This window comes from Roseburia sp. MSJ-14 (assembly GCF_018918225.1).
Taxonomy (GTDB): domain Bacteria; phylum Bacillota; class Clostridia; order Lachnospirales; family Lachnospiraceae; genus Petralouisia.
The window spans coordinates 207,933-227,694 of sequence record NZ_JAHLQD010000050.1 but is presented as its reverse complement, the minus strand read 5'-3'; the positions used below and the strand labels follow the sequence as shown (position 1 = coordinate 227,694).

General features: G+C 37.2%; 19 protein-coding genes. 13 read left to right on the top strand and 6 right to left on the bottom strand.

Features of this window, described 5'->3' with window-relative positions; translation table 11 throughout:
* Positions 1–90: 90 nt before the first annotated feature.
* The gene (locus KQI83_RS14490) at positions 91–1,956 is read right to left on the bottom strand and encodes an OPT family oligopeptide transporter (RefSeq protein WP_216559545.1); all 1,866 of its coding nucleotides are present in this window, start codon (positions 1,954–1,956) and stop codon (positions 91–93) included.
* Between the two features lie 69 nt (positions 1,957–2,025).
* On the opposite strand from KQI83_RS14490, the gene KQI83_RS14485 reads away from it, so the two are divergent.
* From KQI83_RS14485 to KQI83_RS14440, 10 genes are all read left to right on the top strand, one after another.
* On the top strand, positions 2,026–3,153 hold the full coding sequence (locus KQI83_RS14485; RefSeq protein ID WP_216559543.1) for an SLC13 family permease: 1,128 nt from the start codon (positions 2,026–2,028) through the stop codon (positions 3,151–3,153).
* Positions 3,154–3,361: 208 nt separating this feature from the next.
* On the top strand, positions 3,362–4,540 hold the full coding sequence (locus KQI83_RS14480) for a cation diffusion facilitator family transporter (RefSeq protein ID WP_216559541.1): 1,179 nt from the start codon (positions 3,362–3,364) through the stop codon (positions 4,538–4,540).
* A gap of 167 nt (positions 4,541–4,707) precedes the next feature.
* Positions 4,708–4,962, top strand: a complete 255-nt coding sequence (locus KQI83_RS14475) for an HPr family phosphocarrier protein (RefSeq protein WP_216559539.1) — start codon at positions 4,708–4,710, stop codon at positions 4,960–4,962.
* Between the two features lie 23 nt (positions 4,963–4,985).
* Complete coding sequence (locus tag KQI83_RS14470) at positions 4,986–5,423, top strand: DUF6465 family protein (protein ID WP_216559537.1); 438 nt, start codon at positions 4,986–4,988, stop codon at positions 5,421–5,423.
* An 85-nt stretch (positions 5,424–5,508) separates the two neighbouring features.
* Positions 5,509–5,856 (top strand): hypothetical protein, encoded by a 348-nt coding sequence (locus KQI83_RS14465; protein ID WP_216559535.1) that lies wholly within the window; start codon positions 5,509–5,511, stop codon positions 5,854–5,856.
* Between the two features lie 9 nt (positions 5,857–5,865).
* Positions 5,866–6,495 carry a hypothetical protein gene (locus KQI83_RS14460; protein WP_216559533.1) on the top strand — a complete coding sequence of 210 codons (630 nt, stop codon included), beginning with the start codon at positions 5,866–5,868 and terminating at the stop codon, positions 6,493–6,495.
* An 87-nt stretch (positions 6,496–6,582) separates the two neighbouring features.
* Positions 6,583–7,254, top strand: a complete 672-nt coding sequence (locus KQI83_RS14455; protein WP_216559531.1) for a response regulator transcription factor — start codon at positions 6,583–6,585, stop codon at positions 7,252–7,254.
* The gene (locus tag KQI83_RS14450; protein ID WP_216559529.1) at positions 7,241–8,221 is read left to right on the top strand and encodes a sensor histidine kinase; all 981 of its coding nucleotides are present in this window, start codon (positions 7,241–7,243) and stop codon (positions 8,219–8,221) included. The genes KQI83_RS14455 and KQI83_RS14450 overlap by 14 nt, the downstream gene beginning before the upstream one ends.
* A 114-nt stretch (positions 8,222–8,335) precedes the next feature.
* Positions 8,336–9,103, top strand: a complete 768-nt coding sequence (locus KQI83_RS14445; protein ID WP_216559527.1) for an ABC transporter ATP-binding protein — start codon at positions 8,336–8,338, stop codon at positions 9,101–9,103.
* A complete protein-coding gene (locus KQI83_RS14440; RefSeq protein WP_216559525.1) occupies positions 9,096–11,099 on the top strand; it encodes an ABC transporter permease in 2,004 nt (667 codons plus the stop codon). Before KQI83_RS14445 ends, KQI83_RS14440 begins: the two co-directional genes overlap by 8 nt.
* A 130-nt stretch (positions 11,100–11,229) precedes the next feature.
* Here the strand turns inward: KQI83_RS14440 and KQI83_RS14435 are convergent, their stop codons facing one another.
* The 4 genes from KQI83_RS14435 to murC form a co-directional block, all read right to left on the bottom strand.
* A complete protein-coding gene (locus KQI83_RS14435) occupies positions 11,230–12,411 on the bottom strand; it encodes a ribose-phosphate pyrophosphokinase (RefSeq protein ID WP_216559523.1) in 1,182 nt (393 codons plus the stop codon).
* A gap of 100 nt (positions 12,412–12,511) precedes the next feature.
* A complete protein-coding gene (locus KQI83_RS14430; protein WP_216559522.1) occupies positions 12,512–13,501 on the bottom strand; it encodes an ATP-binding protein in 990 nt (329 codons plus the stop codon).
* A gap of 15 nt (positions 13,502–13,516) precedes the next feature.
* Complete coding sequence (locus KQI83_RS14425) at positions 13,517–14,611, bottom strand: DnaD domain protein (protein WP_216559519.1); 1,095 nt, start codon at positions 14,609–14,611, stop codon at positions 13,517–13,519.
* A 298-nt stretch (positions 14,612–14,909) separates the two neighbouring features.
* Positions 14,910–16,289: a UDP-N-acetylmuramate--L-alanine ligase gene (gene murC, locus KQI83_RS14420; protein ID WP_216559517.1), complete on the bottom strand. Its 1,380-nt coding sequence runs from the start codon at positions 16,287–16,289 to the stop codon at positions 14,910–14,912.
* A gap of 256 nt (positions 16,290–16,545) precedes the next feature.
* Between murC and KQI83_RS14415 the strand changes: the two genes are divergently transcribed.
* The 3 genes from KQI83_RS14415 to spoVG are packed head-to-tail and all read left to right on the top strand — an operon-like array spanning position 16,546 to position 19,257.
* Complete coding sequence (locus KQI83_RS14415) at positions 16,546–17,820, top strand: glucose-1-phosphate adenylyltransferase (RefSeq protein ID WP_216559515.1); 1,275 nt, start codon at positions 16,546–16,548, stop codon at positions 17,818–17,820.
* On the top strand, positions 17,817–18,932 hold the full coding sequence (glgD, locus tag KQI83_RS14410) for a glucose-1-phosphate adenylyltransferase subunit GlgD (RefSeq protein ID WP_216559513.1): 1,116 nt from the start codon (positions 17,817–17,819) through the stop codon (positions 18,930–18,932). The genes KQI83_RS14415 and glgD overlap by 4 nt, the downstream gene beginning before the upstream one ends.
* Before the next feature lie 52 nt (positions 18,933–18,984).
* On the top strand, positions 18,985–19,257 hold the full coding sequence (gene spoVG / locus KQI83_RS14405; protein ID WP_216559511.1) for a septation regulator SpoVG: 273 nt from the start codon (positions 18,985–18,987) through the stop codon (positions 19,255–19,257).
* 144 nt (positions 19,258–19,401) lie between these two features.
* Here the strand turns inward: spoVG and KQI83_RS17320 are convergent, their stop codons facing one another.
* Complete coding sequence (locus tag KQI83_RS17320; protein ID WP_442969786.1) at positions 19,402–19,734, bottom strand: helix-turn-helix transcriptional regulator; 333 nt, start codon at positions 19,732–19,734, stop codon at positions 19,402–19,404.
* Positions 19,735–19,762: the final 28 nt, after the last annotated feature.

Below are 19,762 nucleotides of genomic sequence, written 5' to 3'. Positions count from 1 at the left end.
AAAATTACTCTCCTTTGTATAATATGTGTTTACAATACAGTGCCCTTATTATAGCACAGGATGTGGAAGGAGACAATGAAAAGCCGAAGGTTAGTGGGGCTGTTTTTTCCATAAGGAGAATTTTAATACACTTAATATAATGAGAAGAAACAGAATAAGGCTTCCAAATTCTCCACCATTGACAGGAAGTGCAAGGTCAATCCCAAAAACTGCTAAAATAGCAAGCAGAATGCCTGCAAGTCCTTCCCCTGCAATCATTCCGGAGCAGTAGAGAATTCCGCTGTTAATTTTGAAATCTCCCTTTTTATCCAAAAGAAGACGCAGCAGGCCACCTACCATAATACAAGCATTTAACTGTACCGGAAGATAAACACCAATGGCAAAAGGAAGTACCGGAATCCCAAGAATTTCCACTGCAATTGCTAAAAATACACCGATAAATACCAATGCCCAGGGAAGATTATTTTCCATAACACCTTCCACAATCATTTTCATTAGTGTTGCCTGTGGTGCTCCCAGTTGTTCGGAACCAAATCCCCAAGCAGCATTTAAAAGATAAAGTACGCCACCAATCACAAGAGAGGCAGAGGTAACTCCTATCAACTCCCCGATTTGTTGCTTTTTTGGGGTTGCTCCCAATAAAAATCCTGTTTTTAAGTCCTGGGATGTGTCTCCGGCAATGGCGGCAACGATACAAATAATAGAACCAATTGCAATGGCTGCCTGCATACTGCCAATTCCGGTATCTTTAAGGGTTTTTAGGATAATGGTAGAAAAGAGCAGAGTTGCAATTGCCATACCAGAAACAGGGTTGTTGCTGCTGCCTACCAGGCCCACCATACGGGCGGAAACGGCAGAAAAAAAGAAACCGAATATAATGACTAAAAAAGCACTGGGTAAAGAAAGAGGAATGGAGGGTACGAGCCATAAGAACAGGGCAATTAACCCAATGCAAGGGAGAATAATTCGCATATCTAAGTTTTGGTCGGTTCGTTTGGCAGTGGAGTCGTTTGTAAGGTGCATCCCCTTAACCGAGTCACGAAAAGTTTGAAAAATAAGAGGAAGGGAACGGACTAAACTGATGATACCACCTGTTGCTAATGCGCCTGCACCGATATAGCGGATATAGCTGCTCCAAATAGCACTTGCTCCGCCGACTTCATATAGTTGTCCGATAGGTTCCATTCCCGGATAGAGTGTGAGCTGGGAGCCGAATAAAACAATGGCAGGAATGAGAACCATCCAACTGATAATACCACCTGCAAACATGTAAGAAGCAATTCTGGGACCGCAGATATAACCCACACTTAAAACAGCAGGATATATCTGAGTACCAATTTCTCCTGCAAAGTGTTTAAAACGCAAAGAAATTTCTCCCGGAAATAATTTTAGACCATCTACTATAAATTTAAAAACAGCAGAGATACCCATTCCGGCAAAAACAGTAGAAGCGTTAGAAGCCCCTTCTTCTCCGGCGAGAAGTACTTCTGCACAGGCAGAGCCTTCCGGGTAAGGGAGAGTATGATGTTCCTTTACAATCAGGGAATTTCGCAGTGGAATCATAAAAAATACCCCCAGCAATCCACCAGCTAAAGTAATGAGTGTGATTTCTAAAATACTTGGTGTGGACATTTTTCCCTCACCGGCCCAGAGAAAAAGCGCGGGAAGAGTAAAAATAGCACCGGCAGCTACAGATTCACCGGCAGAGCCGATGGTCTGTACGATATTACTTTCCAAAATAGAATTTTTGCGCAACAGTACCCGAATAACGCCCATAGCAACCACTGCGGCAGGAATAGAAGCAGAAATAGTAAGTCCTACGCGCAATCCCAGATAAGCATTGGCTGCGCCGAAGATAACAGCCAGAAGAATTCCGGTAATTACAGAAGCCGGAGTAAATTCGGAAAGAGACTGTTTCGCCGAAATATAAGGTTTGAAGTCTTTTTGTTGGTTCATAGTATAAGTTCTCCTTGAATTATGATATGATAATAAAATGAGTAAAAAATTACAGAGAAGGAAAAACAAATGAAAAAAATAATAGCATTTATAAAGAAAGAGACCATATTGTGTGTTGCTGTACTCCTTGCAGTTATTTCCTCCTGTTTTGTATTGCCAGATAAAAAATATATCTCTTATATTGATGTCCGTACCATGGTGATTTTATTCTGCTTAATGGCGGTTGTTGCAGGATTTCAGAAAATCGGTGTATTTCATATCATAGCAAGAAAGCTTTTAGAAAGGGTAAACGGAGGATGTCAGCTAGTACTGATTCTGGTAATGTTGTGTTTCTTTTTCAGTATGCTCATTACCAATGATGTAGCACTAATCACCTTTGTTCCTTTAGGAATTCAGGTATTAGGCATGCTGGGAGAAGAGAGGAAGAAAAAGCTATTGATTCCTGTTGTGGTATTACAGACAATTGCAGCCAATCTGGGAAGTATGCTGACACCTATTGGAAATCCACAAAACCTCTATTTGTATGCAAGAGCCGATATGAAAGGAATGGAATTTTTTAAACTAATGATTCCTTATTCAACACTGGCACTTGTAATGTTATCAATCTGGTGCATTATAATAGGAAGAAAAGACGGAGCAAAACAGATGGCATTTGAACGAAAAGGAACACTGATTGATAGAAAAAAATTAGTAGGGTGGAGCATTTTATTTTTCTTATGTATTGCAACAGTAGCAGGAAAAATTCCTTATACATGGACATTTGGTGGAGTAGTAGCTGGGGGTTTTTTCTTGGATAAAAAGATATTTTGTAAGGTAGATTATGCGCTTCTAGGGACATTTCTTGGATTTTTTGTCTTTATTGGAAATATGGGGAGAATGGAGGTATTTCGAAATGGATTAGAAAGCGTGATAAACGGAAATGAAGTAATAACATCCATAGTCGCCAGTCAGGTTATCAGTAATGTACCAACAGCATTATTACTGTCAGGGTTTACACAAGATATAAAAAGTCTTATCATAGGAACTAATTTAGGAGGACTTGGAACCTTAATAGCATCTATGGCAAGTTTGATTTCTTTTCGCTATATAGGAGCAGACGATAAAGGGAAAAGACTTTCCTATTTAAGATATTTTACTATAGCAAACATTTTCTTTTTGGCAATATTATTTTTCTTTTATATGATGAATATAATGTGATATAATAATGCCGGCAATAGGAAAAATATGTGACTGCTTGCAGTCAAAGTATTTTTTCTATTAGCTGGTTAAACAGACATGAGCAAGTAGGGCGAATGCCCGAATTGCGAATGGGTGTTGGCAGTGTTCTGAGCTTGAAAAGCGAAGAAACTGCATTATTATAAAGTTGGAGAGGCAAAATTTTATTATATAGGTAGGAGGGAGAAGTGTGATTTCGGTATTGGCAGGCGTTTTTATTAAAAATAAGGAAGATGTGAAAAATCCACAGGTACGGCAAAAGTATGGCATGCTTTGTGGAATAGTTGGAATTTTTTTCAATATATTTTTGTTTGTGGGGAAGTTTTTGGCAGGAACCATAAGCAAATCTATTTCCATTACGGCAGATGCATTTAATAACTTATCAGATGCAGGTTCTTCCTTAATTACATTAATTGGATTTCGTATGTCAGGGGCAGAACCGGATGTGGATCATCCATTTGGACACGGACGGATTGAGTATGTTTCAGGGTTAATTGTATCCGGGGCAATTCTCATAATGGCATTTGAATTGATAAAGTCGTCAGTTGAGAAAATTATTCATCCGGAACCGGTAGAATTTAGTATACTTGCGGTTGCGATTTTGGTGGTATCCATTTGCGTAAAATTATATATGGCATACTACAATCGCAGCATCAGTAAAAAAATTGAATCCGCAGCAATGGGAGCAACGGCAATAGACAGTTTGAGCGATAGTTGCGCTACGACGGTGGTATTGATTGCAACTATTGTAGGAAAAATAACCGGACTTCAAATTGATGGATGGTGCGGTGTGTTAGTAGGTATTTTTATTTTTTATGCAGGAATCAGTGCAGCAAAAGATACTTTAAATCCATTGTTAGGGCAACCACCGGAAGAAGAATTTGTTGCGCAGATAGAAGAGTTAGTGCTAAGACATCCGGAAATTATCGGGGTGCATGACTTGCTTGTGCACGATTATGGACCTGGACGCATGATGATATCATTGCATGCAGAAGTTCCGGCGGAAGGAGACATTCTAAAATTACATGATGTGGTAGATAATATTGAACATGAATTGCGCAGAGAATTAAAATGTGAAGCAGTGATACATATGGACCCTGTTGTGACAGGAGACGAACAGGTGGATTATTTAAAGAAAGAAATGCAGAATTTGTTATCTGATATAGACGAAAAAATTTCTATGCATGATTTTCGAGTAGTTATGGGACCGTCCCATACAAATCTCATTTTTGATATTGTAATTCCTTTTGGATATAAAATGCGGGATGAAGAACTAACACAATATATTCAGGAGAAAACAAAGGAAAAATTTGGGAACAATTACTTTACGGTAATTGAGGTAGATAAGGCTTACTACAAGGAAAAGTAAGAAAAAATGTCTATTTTTTATGAGAGAAAAATAATTCTTTCGTGTGAAATTACTAGTTTTTCCAAAACAGGCTTGAAAAAGAAAATTAGTTGGTGTATATTCGAATATGATAATAAGACACTTGATAACAACTTGTATTATATTATTACATGAGAGAGAGAGATAAGATGAGTGAAAAGAAAGTAATTGTATCTAATGTAGCAAAAGAGTATAGTAATCCAATCGCTGAGTTGGTACAGGTTGCTTGTCAGTTTGACAGTGATATTCGTTTGGAGAGTGGAGATGCTAAGATTAATGCAAAGAGCATTATGGGAATTATGGCATTTAATCCATGCAAAGGAATGTCTGTTAATATTGTAGCAACAGGAACCGATGAACAAGAAGCATTGAATGCTATGGAAAGATTCTTAGCTTGCCAGTAGGCACTTATATTGGGAGGGATAACATGCAAAAGAATGGTAGTAAGGTAGTAACAGCAAAAACAGTAACAGCAAAGACAGCAGAACCTGTAAAGCAGGAGAAGATTGCGAAAGTGGTTGAAAAGCCAGTAGAAGCAAAGCAGGAAACTGTAGTAGTTGCAGATAAGAAAGAAACTGCAGAAAAGAAGACAGCAGAGAAGAAACCCGCAGCAAAAAAGACTACTGCAAAGAAAACAGGCAGAAAGCCAAAGGCTAAGCCGGTAGAAAAGGTAGAAGAAATTTATGTACAGTTTGCCGGACAGGAACTTCTTACAAAGGAAGTACTTGAGAGAGCAAAACAGGCATACATAGCAGAAGGACACAGAGAATCTTCTATTAAGTCTATTCGTTTATACATTAAGCCAGAAGAGCATATGGCATATTATGTAATTAACGAGAAGATTGCTGGTGGAGTTCCGGTATAATAGGAACGTAGTATAGAAATAAGAAATAGGAAAAGGATTCTGTTCATACGGAATCCTTTTTTTTAAAAGAGGATGGGAATGGTTAATGAGAAAAAAGGTAAGTATGAGTATTGTATTAATAATTTTTTTGAGTTTTATAGGCGTAGTTGTTATAAACGCAAATAATAATGTTGGAACAATACATAGTGAAGAAAAGATAAATGAAATAGAACCTTATAAAAAGGAGTTGAAAAAACTTAATAAAAAGTGGGGGACAAGTTATAAAATAGAATGTGAGGAAGGAGATACAGAGCAAGAGATAATAGATTATTTTACATCGATGTCAATAGAAGAATTTAGAGAATATATGCAAAATGTACATATAAGGGATATGAACACACATGAAAGTAGTAAGGGTAATAATATAAAGATTGAGGAAAATAATATACCATAGGGGGAAAAAATGAAATTAAAGAAAATTTTTGTGGCAGTAACTGTATGTATATTGTTTTTAAACAATGCAATTTGCGTTCAGGCAGAAGAAGAGAAAAGTGTAGATACATTGTTTCCGTATAAAGAAGAATTAAAGAATTTGAACAAAGCCTGGGGAACAAATTATAAAATAGGAATTGAGGAAGGAGATACAGAGCAAGAGATAATAGATTATTTTACGTCTATGTCGATGGAAGAATTTCAAGAATATATGAAAAATATCCATGCAGCAGATGTTGCAGGAATAAAAAGTGTGTCAGAGAATGGAAAGAAAAATAATTCAGATAAAGCACGCAGTTTGACATATAGTCAATATGCATACTATGACGGTAATAATGCTTTGAGAATTAGAGCGGAGATAGCTACATCTTCAAGTGGTGTTAAGACATATGAAAGTATACCATCATATGGGCGTGTTCAAGATCATTATCCGTATTACGATTCAACGATGGGAGCTTCTTTTACGTTTTCATCTAATAGAAAAATTGCTACGGGGAGATTTAATTGTGTTAAGTATGTAGGAAAGGGAATACAAAATGGTATTTGCTATACCATAACATGTAAATTTAGCGCAGCAAGCACTAGAGGTTCAATAATGTAAAAAAATAGAATAAAGATATAAAAAGGGACTACTACACCATTTTTACTAATCATGTAGTAGTCCTGTTGAGTTATTAAGGAGCAAGTAATGTATAAGTTATTAATTGTAGAAGATGATGCAGTTATTGCAAAATCTATTCAGACATATATGGAAAGCTGGGGATATCAGCCCATTTGTATTACCGATTTTGAGCATGTAACAAAGACATTTGTAGAAGAACAGCCACATTTGGTATTGATGGACATTTCCCTGCCTTTTTACAACGGATTTCATTGGTGTGATGAGATTCGAAAAATATCCAAAGTACCGGTGATTTTTATTTCCTCCGCTTCGGATAATATGAATATTGTAATGGCAATGAATATGGGAGGAGATGACTTTATTGCGAAGCCGTTTGACCTTCCGGTACTTCAGGCAAAAGTCCAGGCAATGTTGCGCCGCACTTATGATTTTGCAGGGGAAAGTAATCTAATAGAGCATAAGGGAATGATATTTAATAGCAGTGACGGAATGATTACCTATGAGGGAAAACGCATAGAATTGACTAAAAATGAAATGCGTATCTTGCAGGAATTATTAGAAAATAAAGGGAAAATCGTAACCCGTGACCGTCTGATGGAACGTTTATGGGAGTCAGATAGTTTCATTGATGATAATACATTGACAGTAAATATTGCAAGACTGCGTAAAAAGCTGGAAGAAACAGGCATCAAGGATATGATAAAAACAAGAAAGGGAATCGGATATGTGGTGGATTAAATCTTATATGCGTAGACACCGCCTGGGAATTTTATTGTTTTTATTATTTGGAGCAATTTGCGCAGCGGTATTATTTCTGTATCGCCTTCCAATGGAAGCGATTGGATATGCGTTTGCACTTTGTTTGGTAATTGGTGTAATTGCAGTACTGGTGGATGCAAGTGCATATCGGAAAAAAGTGCAGAAATTATTGGAGCAGCAAGAGGCGGTTAAAAATGGGACAGAAGAATTGCCAAGTGCCACAGATAGTCTGGAAGAAGCATATCAGGAATTGATTTATTTAGCACAAGAAGAACGAAGAGAACGTACCGCACAGTTGATGCGGGAAAAAAAAGACATTACGGATTATTTTACCCTGTGGGCGCATCAGATAAAAACACCCATTGCTGCTATGCGATTGTTGTTTCAGCAGGAGACAGAGAATATAGAGCAGTTTTATGAACAACGCAAAGAGTGTGAAGGAGAACTTTTTAAGATAGAACAATATGTAGAAATGGTTCTTCAGTATTTGCGGTTAAATAGCAGTGTGAATGACTTTGTATTACAGGAATATTCGTTAGATAGTATTATTCGTCAGGCGATACATAAATATGCGCCTATGTTTATTCGGAAAAAATTGGCACTTCACTATGAAACCATAACTACAAAAGTGGTAACAGACGAAAAGTGGATGGTATTTGTAGTAGAACAGATATTTTCCAATGCCATAAAATACACTGTAGAAGGAAGCATTTCCATTTATATGGAAGGAGGCAACCTTGTGATTGCAGATACCGGAATAGGAATATTGCCGGAGGATTTGCCAAGAGTTTTTGAAAAAGGTTATACCGGATATAATGGAAGAAATGATAAAAAAGCAAGCGGAATAGGACTGTATCTTTGCAAACAGATTTTAGAAAAGTTAGGACATAAAGTGTATGTAACATCGGAACCGGGAAAGGGTACAAAGATGAAATTGGTGTTTTAGTTCCAATGTGACAAAACTGTAAGAAATGAGCAGGAAATGTAAGCCAAAATTAAGGCAGGTTATTTCCTGTTTCTGTATACTGTCCTTAGAACGAAGAACAAGAAGGAGGACAGTATGGCAATTTTAGAAGTAAATAATGTGAAAAAAGTATATACCACTCGTTTTGGTGGAAATCAGGTGCAGGCATTATCCAATGTTACCTTTTCTGTAGAAGAGGGAGAATATGTAGCGATTATGGGAGAATCCGGTTCGGGAAAAACAACCTTATTGAATATTCTTGCAGCACTGGATAAGGTAACAGACGGACAAGTGTTATTAGGAGGGAAAAATTTATCCCAGATTCGGGAAAAAGAATTATCTGCATTCCGAAGAAAAAATTTAGGATTTGTATTTCAGGATTTTAATCTTTTAGATACATTCAGCATTCAGGATAATATTTTTCTTCCATTGGTATTGGCAGGAAAAAGATTTGATGAAATGAATGCAAGATTGCAGCCGATAGCAGAAAAATTGGGAATTAAGGCAATTTTGAATAAATATCCATATGAAGTGTCCGGTGGACAGAAACAACGTGCAGCAGTGGCAAGAGCATTGATTACAGGTCCACAGCTGATTCTTGCAGATGAACCAACCGGTGCGTTGGATTCTAAGGCAGCAGAAGGATTATTAAAAATGTTTAAAAACATTAATGAAAGCGGGCAAACAATCTTGATGGTAACGCATTCCATTAAGGCAGCAAGTTGCGCAAAAAGAGTATTATTTATTAAAGATGGTCAGGTATTCCATCAATTATATAAAGGCTCTAATACGGACGAAGAAATGTATCAGAAGATATCTGACACCCTTACGGTGATTACGACAGGTGGTGGCAGAAATGAGTAGATTTTTTTATACCAGACTGGCGAAAGAAAATTTGAAGAAAAATAAAAGTTTATATCTGCCATACATCCTTACCGCAATCGGAATGAGTGCAATGTATTATATTATGCTGGCAATTACCTGGGACAAAGGAATTGAAACCATGTATGGTGCAGATTCCCTTCGGATGATATTGCTTTTGGGATGTGGTGTAATTGCGATTTTTGCAGTGATTTTCCTGTTTTATACCAATAGTTTTTTAATGAAACGGCGAAAAAAGGAATTTGGACTTTTTAATATTTTAGGGATGGAAAAACGCCATATTGGAAAAATGATGTTTTGGGAAACACTTATAATAGGAGCTATCAGCATTGTAAGTGGTCTTATTGCGGGAATTATTCTGAATAAAGTAATTGTATTACTATTGCTTCGAATGACGCATTTGGAAGTATCCTTTGGGTTTTCTATTTCTGGAAAAGGTCTTGTAAATACAGCGGTTTTATTTGCAATGATTTTTGCATTAACATTATTGTATAACCTTCGTCAGATACAAAAGGCAAAACCGGTAGAATTATTAAAAAGCAATACACAAGGAGAGGCAGAGCCAAAGACCAGATGGGGATTAACTATAGTAGGAGTGCTTGCTTTAGCAGGCGGATATTATATTGCTATTACTACGTTAAATCCAATAAAAGCATTATTATTGTTTTTTGTGGCAGTAATCCTGGTTATGATAGGAACTTATTGTCTTTTCACATCAGGAAGTATTGCATTATTAAAAATGCTTCGTAGAAACAAAAAGTATTATTACCAGACCGCACATTTTACCTCTGTATCAGGTATGATTTACCGCATGAAGCAGAATGCAGTAGGGTTGGCAAATATTTGTATATTGAGTACGGCAGTGTTAATTATGATTTCCGGAACAGTATCGCTCTACGTAGGAATGAATCAAACATTAGCAAGGGAATATCCAAGTGATATCGCAGTAGCCGGAAGAGAATTATCACAAGAGAGCAAACAGGCACTGCAGGAAATGGTAAAACAGTCTGTACAGGAAACCGGTATTGAAATAAAGCAATTTTCAGACATTGAACAGTTTGCCTTTTCAGTAACGAAAGATGGAGAAAAGATGGTAATGAATGGAGAGGGTGGAAACTATGCTTATATAACAATGATTACATTACCGGAATATGAGAAAATAACAGGGAAAAAAGAAAAGCTAGAAGAAAATGAAATGCTGGTATATGTATATCAGGGAGATAAACACGATGTTAACTACAATATTCAGGGAAATCAGTTCAAAATTAAGAAGTATCTGAAGAGTTATCCGGAAAAGTACTTGGGAATGGGTGCAATTGTAGTAGCAGATTCATATTATGTTGTTGTAAAAGATGAAGCAGTATTGGATAAAATTTACCAAGAGCAGGAAACGGTATATGGCAGCGCAGTCAGCTTTAGAGAATACCAGATTCAGGTTGATGTAACAGGAAGTGAAAAGCAGCAAAAAGCATGTGCAAAATTACTCAAGGAAAAGATAACAGCATACAATGAAAGTACATTGCGAGATGGCACAAATGCATGGATAGAAGAACCGGATACATTGGCAGAAGGAAAAAAAGGACTTTATGTATTTTATGGTGGTTTCTTGTTCCTGGGAATTTTCCTTGGATTCGTATTCTTACTAGCTACGGTATTGATTATTTACTATAAACAGATTTCAGAAGGATATGAAGATAAAGGACGCTATGAAATTATGCAAAAAGTGGGAATGAGCCATAAGGAAATAAAGACCTCCATTCGAAGTCAGATTATAAAAGTATTTTTCCTTCCACTGGTGACAGCGTGTATACATTTAACAGTAGCATTTCCATTGATAAAGCGTTTATTGTTTTTGTTCGGAATGACAGATGTGACGCTTTTTGCAGAATGTTGCATTGCTACGGTAGCAGTATTTGCACTGATTTATGGAATTGTATATGGAGTAACGGCGAAAACATATTACAAGATTGTAGAATAATATTATTAGAGTAATAATATAGACGAAGTAATATAGATGAAGTAATATTGTTAGGGCAATAGAAAAGGGGAAGGAACACATTCCATTTGGTATTGTGTCCCTTCCCTTTTGGGTTAGAAGTAAAGAAAAATTATACTTCTTCGCCGGCTTTATATTTTTTAACTAAAGATTCAATTCTGTCATATGGATTCAGTAAATCACTAATGGAGGTATCGTGATTTAAAGTATCAATGATATAAGCGATGTATTTACTCATATCACAGTTGATGTAGTAGGATTTGCTTAACAATTCAGGTGTCTGATAAGTTAAGTTTGTAGTTACTACTTTGTAAATGATACCCTCTTCTACAGCTTTATCAAACTTCTCAAGTCCGTTTGTAAATAATCCGAAAGTAGCAATTACGAAGATACGATTTGCTTTACGTTTCTTTAATTCTGTTGCAACGTCAATCATACTGTCTCCGGAAGAAATCATATCGTCAATAATTAAAACGTCTTTTCCTTCTACGGAAGAACCAAGGAATTCGTGAGCTACGATTGGGTTACGTCCGTCTACGATTTTGCTGTAGTCACGACGTTTGTAGAACATACCCATATCCAGACCAAGTACGCTGGCAAGGTATACGGCACGGTTTGTACCACCTTCATCCGGGCTGATAACCATCATATGATCGTTGTCGATTTTTAAGTCTTTTACTTCACGACAAATTCCCTTGATGAACTGATAAGCAGGCTGTACAGTTTCAAATCCCTTTAATGGAATTGCATTCTGTACACGAGGGTCATGTGCATCGAAAGTAATGATGTTATCTACACCCATATTGGTGAGTTCCTGCAATGCAAGAGCACAGTCTAAGGATTCTCTTCCGGTACGTCTGTGCTGACGGCTTTCATAAAGGAAAGGCATTATAACAGTGATTCTTCTGGCCTTTCCACCGGCTGCTGCGATAATACGCTTCAAATCCTGGTAATGATCGTCTGGGGACATATGGTTTGTGTGTCCGGAAACGGAATAAGTAAGGCTGTAGTTTGTTACATCAATCATGATGAATAAGTCATATCCACGAACGGAAGACTTGATGGTTCCCTTTGCTTCTCCGGTACCAAAACGAGGAGTATAAGTCTCTAACATATAAGAGTCTCTCTGATATCCACGAAAAGCAATATCATTTTCATGTTCGTGTTTACGTTCTGTACGGAATTTGATAAGGTACTTGTCTACCTTCTCACCCAATTCGCGACAACTGTCCATAGCGATAAGACCAAGGGTTCCATTAGGAATCGTTTCATAATTTTTTTGATTACGCTGCATTGCAATTTCCTCCATAAAAATATATATTTAAAATTTTAATGTACATATATTTTGCGCCAAACAATCCAAATTATAGCATTACTTATTGGGAATGGCAAGTCTATCTTCGCAGTTTCTTTTGGATTCTTATGTCATCTCCAAAGAGCTGTATCATTTTATAACTGCTTGCAATCCGAGAAAAAATACGCTCGGAGTAAGTTTGGGCTAACTGATTTAAGTTTAAATTTGTTGAAATAATCGTAGAACGTTGTCTTAAAATACGTTCATTTAAGCAAAGGAATAACTGAGAGTTGGTAAAAGAATTAGATAATTCCGCACCCAGGTCATCCACGATTAGTAAATCACAGTCAAATATATTCTGATAATGTTCCGAATCTAAAGATTCTTTGGAAAAAGTATTGGATTCCAGAATCTCAAGAAGTTCAAAACAGGTAAGATAAATCACCGAATATCCCTGGTCTAGCAATTCCTTGGCAATACAATTGGATAAAAAGGTCTTACCCGTACCGGTTTCGCCGCAAAGCAAAAGATTTTGAAACGGCTTATTTGCAGAATGAAAATGCAAAATAAAATCTTTACAATCCTTTACTGCCTGTTTTGCAGTGGCAAGGCTGGTTAAACCGGTGGAAGGATTAACCTGATCAGAATAATAGTCAAAGGAGAAATGTTCAAAATTTTCCTTTTCTAAAATTCGTTTGATATTGGACTGTGTGTATACAAAATCAATTTCAGCCTGTTTAAAACAATGGCATTTTTCATTTCCGATGTACCCTGTGTCCTTGCAGTCCGGACAAGTATAAGGGGGGGTAAAATAATCTTCCGGATAGCCGTGGGAGCGCATAAGCTCCCCTTTCTCAGCCGTTAGCTGTTGAATCTGAGCCTTTAATGATTCAGAAGCAGAAGTGTCTCCGTCCAGCAGTTTTTTTGCCTGGGTTACGGAAATAGAAGCGATAGTATCGTCGATTTCCTGAAGACGGGGAATTTCTTTATAAACATATTCAATTCGTTGGGACACAATATGCTGATTTTCCAACTGTTTTGCATCGTATTGCCGAAAAATCGCATTGTATTGCGTGTTAGTAAGAGACATGAAAACCTCCTTAAATTAGCTGTTTAAAAGTTGATTCTGTAAATCGTCATAATCATAAGTTCTCTGATGGAAGTTGTTAAACTTATTCGGAGAGTTAGATTTTTGAACCTTTGCCGCATTCTTTTCACGTTGATGCTGAGTGTCAATTTTTACAATATCTGTAAGCTGACAGACTTTTTGGTCGTGCCAACTGGTAAGAATCTTATCTGCATATTCAAAATTAGGTTGATGTGTAGATAAAATGGTACGTTTGCAAGCTTCGGAAATAATATCTAATCCATAACCAAGTTCCTGTGTCCACTTATTCACAAAATCCACTTCAATAGAAACTAAATTTCGGTTCTGGATGCCAAAGGCTTTTGCAACGGCATAATGTATTTTGCTGTAAGAAGAGATATTGTTGCGGGCATCTTCTACAGTTTTTACCTGAGCATCACTCCAACTTAAGGCAATAGAGTTCATGTAGCGAAGACTCTTATGTCCTTTGGAAATAGCATGTTCAATAAGGAAAATAATCACATCCGCAGAAAAATGAAGCTCATCATACCAAAAGAGTAAAATCTGGATATCCGATTGGTTCAAGGGATGTCCAAGATAGCTTTCCGTAACAAACAATAATTCCTGAATATCTTCCTTTTCCTGAAAACGTAACATATCATCCGCAGAGTACTGTGGCATAGACGGACGCTTAGGAAGTTCAGAAACAGGGGCAGGAGTTGGAGCCGGTATTTCTGAAAATGTTTCTGTATGTAGGGAAGAAACCGTTTTTGTAACCGGCTGCTGAATGGCAGGTTGTCCCATTTGTGGAGCACCCACAGTATCGGTAAAATAAATGCTGGAAATATTTTGCTGTGCATCATACTCTAAACGCAACAGATTCATTTTCTCCCAATACTTTAAGGCTCTTTGTACATCCTTTTCAGTGTGTTCAAACTTGTCCGCAGTTTCGGAAATAGAAAAACTGCAATCCGGGGAATTCATGCAACGAAGTAAATACAGATAAATTTTCACAAATTCTCCATTAGCAGAGGTCATATATTCATCAATAAAACGATTTGGAACATTTGTTGTAGTGTTTCCGTTATCTTTATGTAAAGTTATGTTAGACATTGTGGTTCCTTCTTTCAAAAACATCTTTATGTGAACATGAGTATAGCACATAAAATGAAAAAAGAGAAGTAGAAATTTCCCCGAAAACCCAGTAAAATCAAGGGATTCAGAGATTGTGGAAAGTGTGGATAATGTGGATAAAACAAAAGAAATAATTATGGTAAACAAAAGAAAAAGACCTTAAAAACGTAGAATTACAAGAAAAATGGGAAAAAAGTGAAGATAAGGTTATGTAAACTAAAAAATCCACATTCCATGAGGAAAGTTTTCCCCAATGAAATGTGGATAATGTGGATAACTATCGTCCTAAGAGGTGTTCTCCCACTTGGACAATGTCTCCGGCACCCATAGTTATCAACAGGTCGCCGTTTATACATTTTTTTAATAAAAAGTTCTCAATTTCGTCAAAAGAAGGGAAATAATAGCATTCACAACCCAGATTCTTCAACTCATTTAACAGGTCTTTAGAGGAAATGCCAAGGGTATCCGTTTCACGTGCAGCGTAAATATCTGCAAGAACCACAATGTCTGCGTGAGAAAGTGAAGCGGCAAAATCCTTTAAAAATGCTTTTGTACGAGTATAAGTATGTGGCTGGAAGACGCATACCACTCTTTCGTGTGGATAGTTCTGGGCAGCCTTTAAGGTAGCTGCAATTTCCGTAGGATGATGTGCATAATCATCAACAATGGTGATTCCACCAAGATTTCCCTTTAATTCAAAACGTCTTGCGGTTCCGCCAAATCCTAAGAGAGCACCTTGAATGTGTTCAAAAGAGATATTCATTTCAAGGGCAACGGCGCAGGCAGCAACAGCATTAGAAACATTGTGGATGCCCGGAACACTTAAAGTAATGGTTCCTAAAGGCTTTTTGTCATGCATCAATGTAAATTCTCCACAACCTTGAGTGTTAAATGTAATGTTGTCTGCATAATATGAATCAGAAGCATCAAGTCCATAAGTGATAATCTGGCAAGGAAGTCCCTGAGTGATTTCCTGATAATTACTAATCTGTCCATTGATAATTACGGCACCATCTGCCGGAACATTTTGGGCAAATTTATGAAAGGAGCTGCGAATATCTGCCAGATCTTTAAAGAAATCCAAATGGTCTTCTTCTATATTTAATATGACAGCATACTTAGGATAAAAGTTTAAGAAACTATTGGTATATTCACAAGCTTCAGTTAAAAATACGTCGGAATTACCTACACGGATATTTCCGTCAATGGATTTTAGGATTCCACCTACAGATACTGTTGGGTCTGCACACGCATGGAGTAAAATATGTGTAATCATGGAAGTGGTAGTAGTTTTTCCGTGGGTTCCGGCTACCGCAATGGAATCTTTGTAGTTATCCATAATCTGACCTAAAAGCTCTGCACGGGTAAGTGTTGGGATTCCCATATCCACAGCGGCTTTTAATTCCGGATTGTCCGGATGGATTGCTGCCGTATAAACAACCAGGTCTAAGTCATTGGTGATGTTTGCAGCGCGTTGTCCATAATGAATGGAAGCTCCAAGCTTTGTCAGTTTATCGGTAAGTTCGGATTCCTTAGAATCAGAGCCGGATATTTGAAAATGTTCCTTTAATAATATTTCTGCGAGGCCACTCATGCTGATGCCTCCGATACCAATAAAATGGATGTGAATCGGTTTTTTAAAATCAATCTTATACATAATGTTTTACCTGTCCAATCTAAAATTCTTATGATTATCCCATTTTATAACAATCAGACAGAATTTGCAAATTGAAATACACAAAATAGGAAGAAATGAATTGACATAATGCTATATAAAAACATACAATTTTGTACAAAACGACAAAAAAATAAAAAAAATGACAAAAAATATGTGAAAAATGTGTACTAAATAATTCTTTTATGTTATAATTTTAGTACAGGCAAGCTGAATTTATCGACGAGAGGTGAGAGACATGATTAGGAAAGAAATGATTGCCATGCTTTTGGCAGGAGGACAGGGAAGCCGACTTGGAGTATTGACTACCAATGTAGCAAAACCGGCAGTGTCCTTCGGGGGGAAATATCGTATTATCGATTTCCCGTTGAGTAACTGTATTAACTCCGGAATTGATACGGTTGGTGTACTGACACAGTATCAGCCATTACGGTTAAATGGTCATATCGGAATAGGAATTCCGTGGGATCTTGACCGCAATAACGGAGGAGTAACCGTGTTACCACCATATGAAAAGAGTGGTAACAGTGAGTGGTATTCTGGTACAGCAAATGCAATATATCAGAATATGAACTACATAGATAGCTATGATCCGGAATATGTCTTGATTTTATCAGGAGATCATATTTACAAGATGGATTATGAAGTTATGCTTGATTTCCACAAGGAGAATAACGCAGATGTAACCATTGCAGCAATACCGGTTCCATGGGAGGAAGCGAGCCGTTTTGGCGTAGTGATTACAGATGAGAATAAGAGAATTCAGGAATTCGAGGAAAAACCGGAAAAGCCGAGAAGTAATCTAGCTTCAATGGGCATTTACATTTTTAACTGGAAGGTATTAAAAGAAGCTTTGATTACCATGTCAGAGCAAAGCAATTGTGATTTTGGCAAGCACATTATACCGTATTGCCATGAAAAAGGTCAGCGCCTGTTTGCATATGAGTACAATGGATATTGGAAAGATGTAGGAACTCTTGGTTCTTATTGGGAAGCCAATATGGAATTAATAGATTTAATACCAGAGTTTAATTTGTATGAAGAGTATTGGAAGATATATACCAAGGGAGATGTAATTGAACCACAGTATATCGCACAGGATGCAGTGACAGAACGATGCATCATCGGAGAAGGATGCGAGATATACGGTAAGGTATATGGTTCCGTAATCGGACCTGGTGTTACAATTGGAGAAGGTTGTGAAATAAGAGATTCTATTATCATGCAAGACTCGATAATAGGAAGAAATACCATTATCAATAAGTCCATTATCGCAGAAAACTGTGAGATTGGAAGCAATGTTGAGCTGGGAATCGGGGAAGAAGTAGAAAATAAATTAAAGAAAAGTGTATATTCTTTCGGATTAGTAGCGATAGGAGAAAATTCTGTGATACCGTCAGGAGTAAAGGTTGGAAAAAATACAGCAATCTTTGGAAAAACAGAAAAAGAAGACTATCCAAACGGAATTCTGGAAGGTGGAGAATCCATTATTAAGGCAGGTGACAGACGATGAAAGCATTAGGGATTATTTTAGCAGGAGGAAACAGCAGCAAAATGCAGGAATTGTCCAGCAAGCGCGCCATAGCGGCGATGCCGGTTGGTGGAAGTTTCCGAAGTATTGATTTTACACTTAGTAATATGAGTAATTCACATATTCAGAAGGTAGCAGTATTAACACAGTATAACGCAAGAAGTCTGAATGAACATTTAAGTTCGTCAAAATGGTGGGATTTCGGCAGAAAGCAGGGAGGGCTTTATGTATTTAATCCAACCGTTACTTCTGAAAACAGTTGGTGGTATCGTGGAACGGCAGATGCGATATACCGCAATATTGATTTCTTAAAAAGAAGTCATGAACCGTATGTTGTGATTGCAGACGGCGATTGTGTATACAAGATGGATTATAATGAACTACTGGAGTTTCATATTGCTAAAAAGGCAGATATTACAGTAGTGTGCAAGGAAATGCCAAAGGATGAAGATGTCAGCCGCTTCGGGGTGGTGCGGATGAACGAAAATTCCAGAATTGTAGAGTTTGAAGAAAAGCCTATGGTAGCACAGTCCAATACCATATCAGCAGGAATTTATGTATTGCGTAGAAGACAGCTGATAGAGATGTTGGAACGTTGTGCACAGGAAAATCGCTACAATTTTGTGACAGACATTTTGATTCGTTATAAAAATATGAAGAGAATCTACGGTTATAAGTTGGAGTCCTACTGGAGCAATATTGCAACGGTAGAATCTTACTATAAGACCAATATGGACTTCTTAAAACCGGAAGTTCGTGCATATTTTAGAGAGGAACCAAAGATTTATTCTAAGATAGAAGATCTTCCACCGGCAAAATATAATGTGGGTTCAGAAGTGCACAATAGTTTAGTTGCCAGCGGATGTATTATTAATAGTAAAGTAGAAAATTCTATCTTATTCAAGAAGGTATTTGTAGGTAAAAATTGTGTCATTAAAAATTCTATTATTTTAAATGATGTGTATATTGGAGATAACACGCACATCGAGAATTGTATCGTAGAAAGCCGCGATACGTTGCGGGCGAATACATATTTTAGTGGCGGTGATGGAATTAAGGTAGTATGTGAAAACAACGAAAGATATGTAATGTAGGTTTATTTATTAAAGCAAAAGTAGCAAAGACATATAGAAAGGGGCAGCAATTATGCAGATTACGGACGTAAGAATTAGAAAAGTAGAAAAAGAAGGTAAAATGAGAGCAGTTGTTTCAATTACATTAGATGAAGAATTTGTTGTTCATGATATTAAGGTAATTGAAGGAGAGAAGGGACTATTTATTGCAATGCCAAGCCGTAAGGCAGCGGATGGGGAATACCGTGACATTGCACATCCAATCAATTCACAGACAAGAGAGCGGATTCAGAAGATTATTTTAGAGAAGTATGAGGCAGAAATAGCCACAGGAGAAGCAGAATAGAGTTTGCAAGGTAGTTTACTATGGGTGTGAAAAACCAGTGGACGGTAGGGGTACCGTTCCACTGGTTCTTTTTATACAATAGGAAATTGCGTCCTATTGTATAAAAAACGCTCCGCTAAGGAAGCACTCCTCGCGGAGAAGAAATTAGTCGTAAACGACACCGCTCGGGCGCGAAAGAGTCCGACAAGCGGACTCTTTGTTCAATAAATTGATAAAATGATTCGTGTTTTCAATTCCAACAGCATTCCCGATCTCATAAATTCGGTTATTCGTAGAAAGTAACAGCTTTTTGGCATAATCAATGCGCCGATTATTTAAATATTGTAGCGGTGAGACATGGAAGTAAGAAGAAAAGTCTCGACAAAGCTTATATTTACTGATACGAAAAGATTCAGCAAGTTCATCCAGAGAAAACTTTTCAGAGTAATGCGTATCGCACCAGATTTTTAAATCAGCAACAATTGAAGAAGTATGCAAAGAAATCAAGGATGAAAAGGTTCATCAT

What these genes read in the sequence shown, in the direction of transcription:
- spoVG (WP_216559511.1), top strand. Translation starts at nt 18,985, where the DNA reads ATGCAGATTACGGACGTAAGAATTAGAAAAGTAGAAAAAGAAGGTAAA.
- KQI83_RS14415 (WP_216559515.1), top strand. Translation starts at nt 16,546, where the DNA reads ATGATTAGGAAAGAAATGATTGCCATGCTTTTGGCAGGAGGACAGGGA.
- glgD (WP_216559513.1), top strand. Translation starts at nt 17,817, where the DNA reads ATGAAAGCATTAGGGATTATTTTAGCAGGAGGAAACAGCAGCAAAATG.
- KQI83_RS14435 (WP_216559523.1), bottom strand. Translation starts at nt 12,411, where the DNA reads ATGCAGCGTAATCAAAAAAATTATGAAACGATTCCTAATGGAACCCTT.
- KQI83_RS14455 (WP_216559531.1), top strand. Translation starts at nt 6,583, where the DNA reads ATGTATAAGTTATTAATTGTAGAAGATGATGCAGTTATTGCAAAATCT.
- KQI83_RS14425 (WP_216559519.1), bottom strand. Translation starts at nt 14,611, where the DNA reads ATGTCTAACATAACTTTACATAAAGATAACGGAAACACTACAACAAAT.
- KQI83_RS14450 (WP_216559529.1), top strand. Translation starts at nt 7,241, where the DNA reads ATGTGGTGGATTAAATCTTATATGCGTAGACACCGCCTGGGAATTTTA.
- KQI83_RS14490 (WP_216559545.1), bottom strand. Translation starts at nt 1,956, where the DNA reads ATGAACCAACAAAAAGACTTCAAACCTTATATTTCGGCGAAACAGTCT.
- KQI83_RS14475 (WP_216559539.1), top strand. Translation starts at nt 4,708, where the DNA reads ATGAGTGAAAAGAAAGTAATTGTATCTAATGTAGCAAAAGAGTATAGT.
- KQI83_RS14440 (WP_216559525.1), top strand. Translation starts at nt 9,096, where the DNA reads ATGAGTAGATTTTTTTATACCAGACTGGCGAAAGAAAATTTGAAGAAA.
- KQI83_RS14485 (WP_216559543.1), top strand. Translation starts at nt 2,026, where the DNA reads ATGAAAAAAATAATAGCATTTATAAAGAAAGAGACCATATTGTGTGTT.
- murC (WP_216559517.1), bottom strand. Translation starts at nt 16,289, where the DNA reads ATGTATAAGATTGATTTTAAAAAACCGATTCACATCCATTTTATTGGT.
- KQI83_RS14445 (WP_216559527.1), top strand. Translation starts at nt 8,336, where the DNA reads ATGGCAATTTTAGAAGTAAATAATGTGAAAAAAGTATATACCACTCGT.
- KQI83_RS14470 (WP_216559537.1), top strand. Translation starts at nt 4,986, where the DNA reads ATGCAAAAGAATGGTAGTAAGGTAGTAACAGCAAAAACAGTAACAGCA.
- KQI83_RS14465 (WP_216559535.1), top strand. Translation starts at nt 5,509, where the DNA reads ATGAGAAAAAAGGTAAGTATGAGTATTGTATTAATAATTTTTTTGAGT.
- KQI83_RS14430 (WP_216559522.1), bottom strand. Translation starts at nt 13,501, where the DNA reads ATGTCTCTTACTAACACGCAATACAATGCGATTTTTCGGCAATACGAT.
- KQI83_RS14460 (WP_216559533.1), top strand. Translation starts at nt 5,866, where the DNA reads ATGAAATTAAAGAAAATTTTTGTGGCAGTAACTGTATGTATATTGTTT.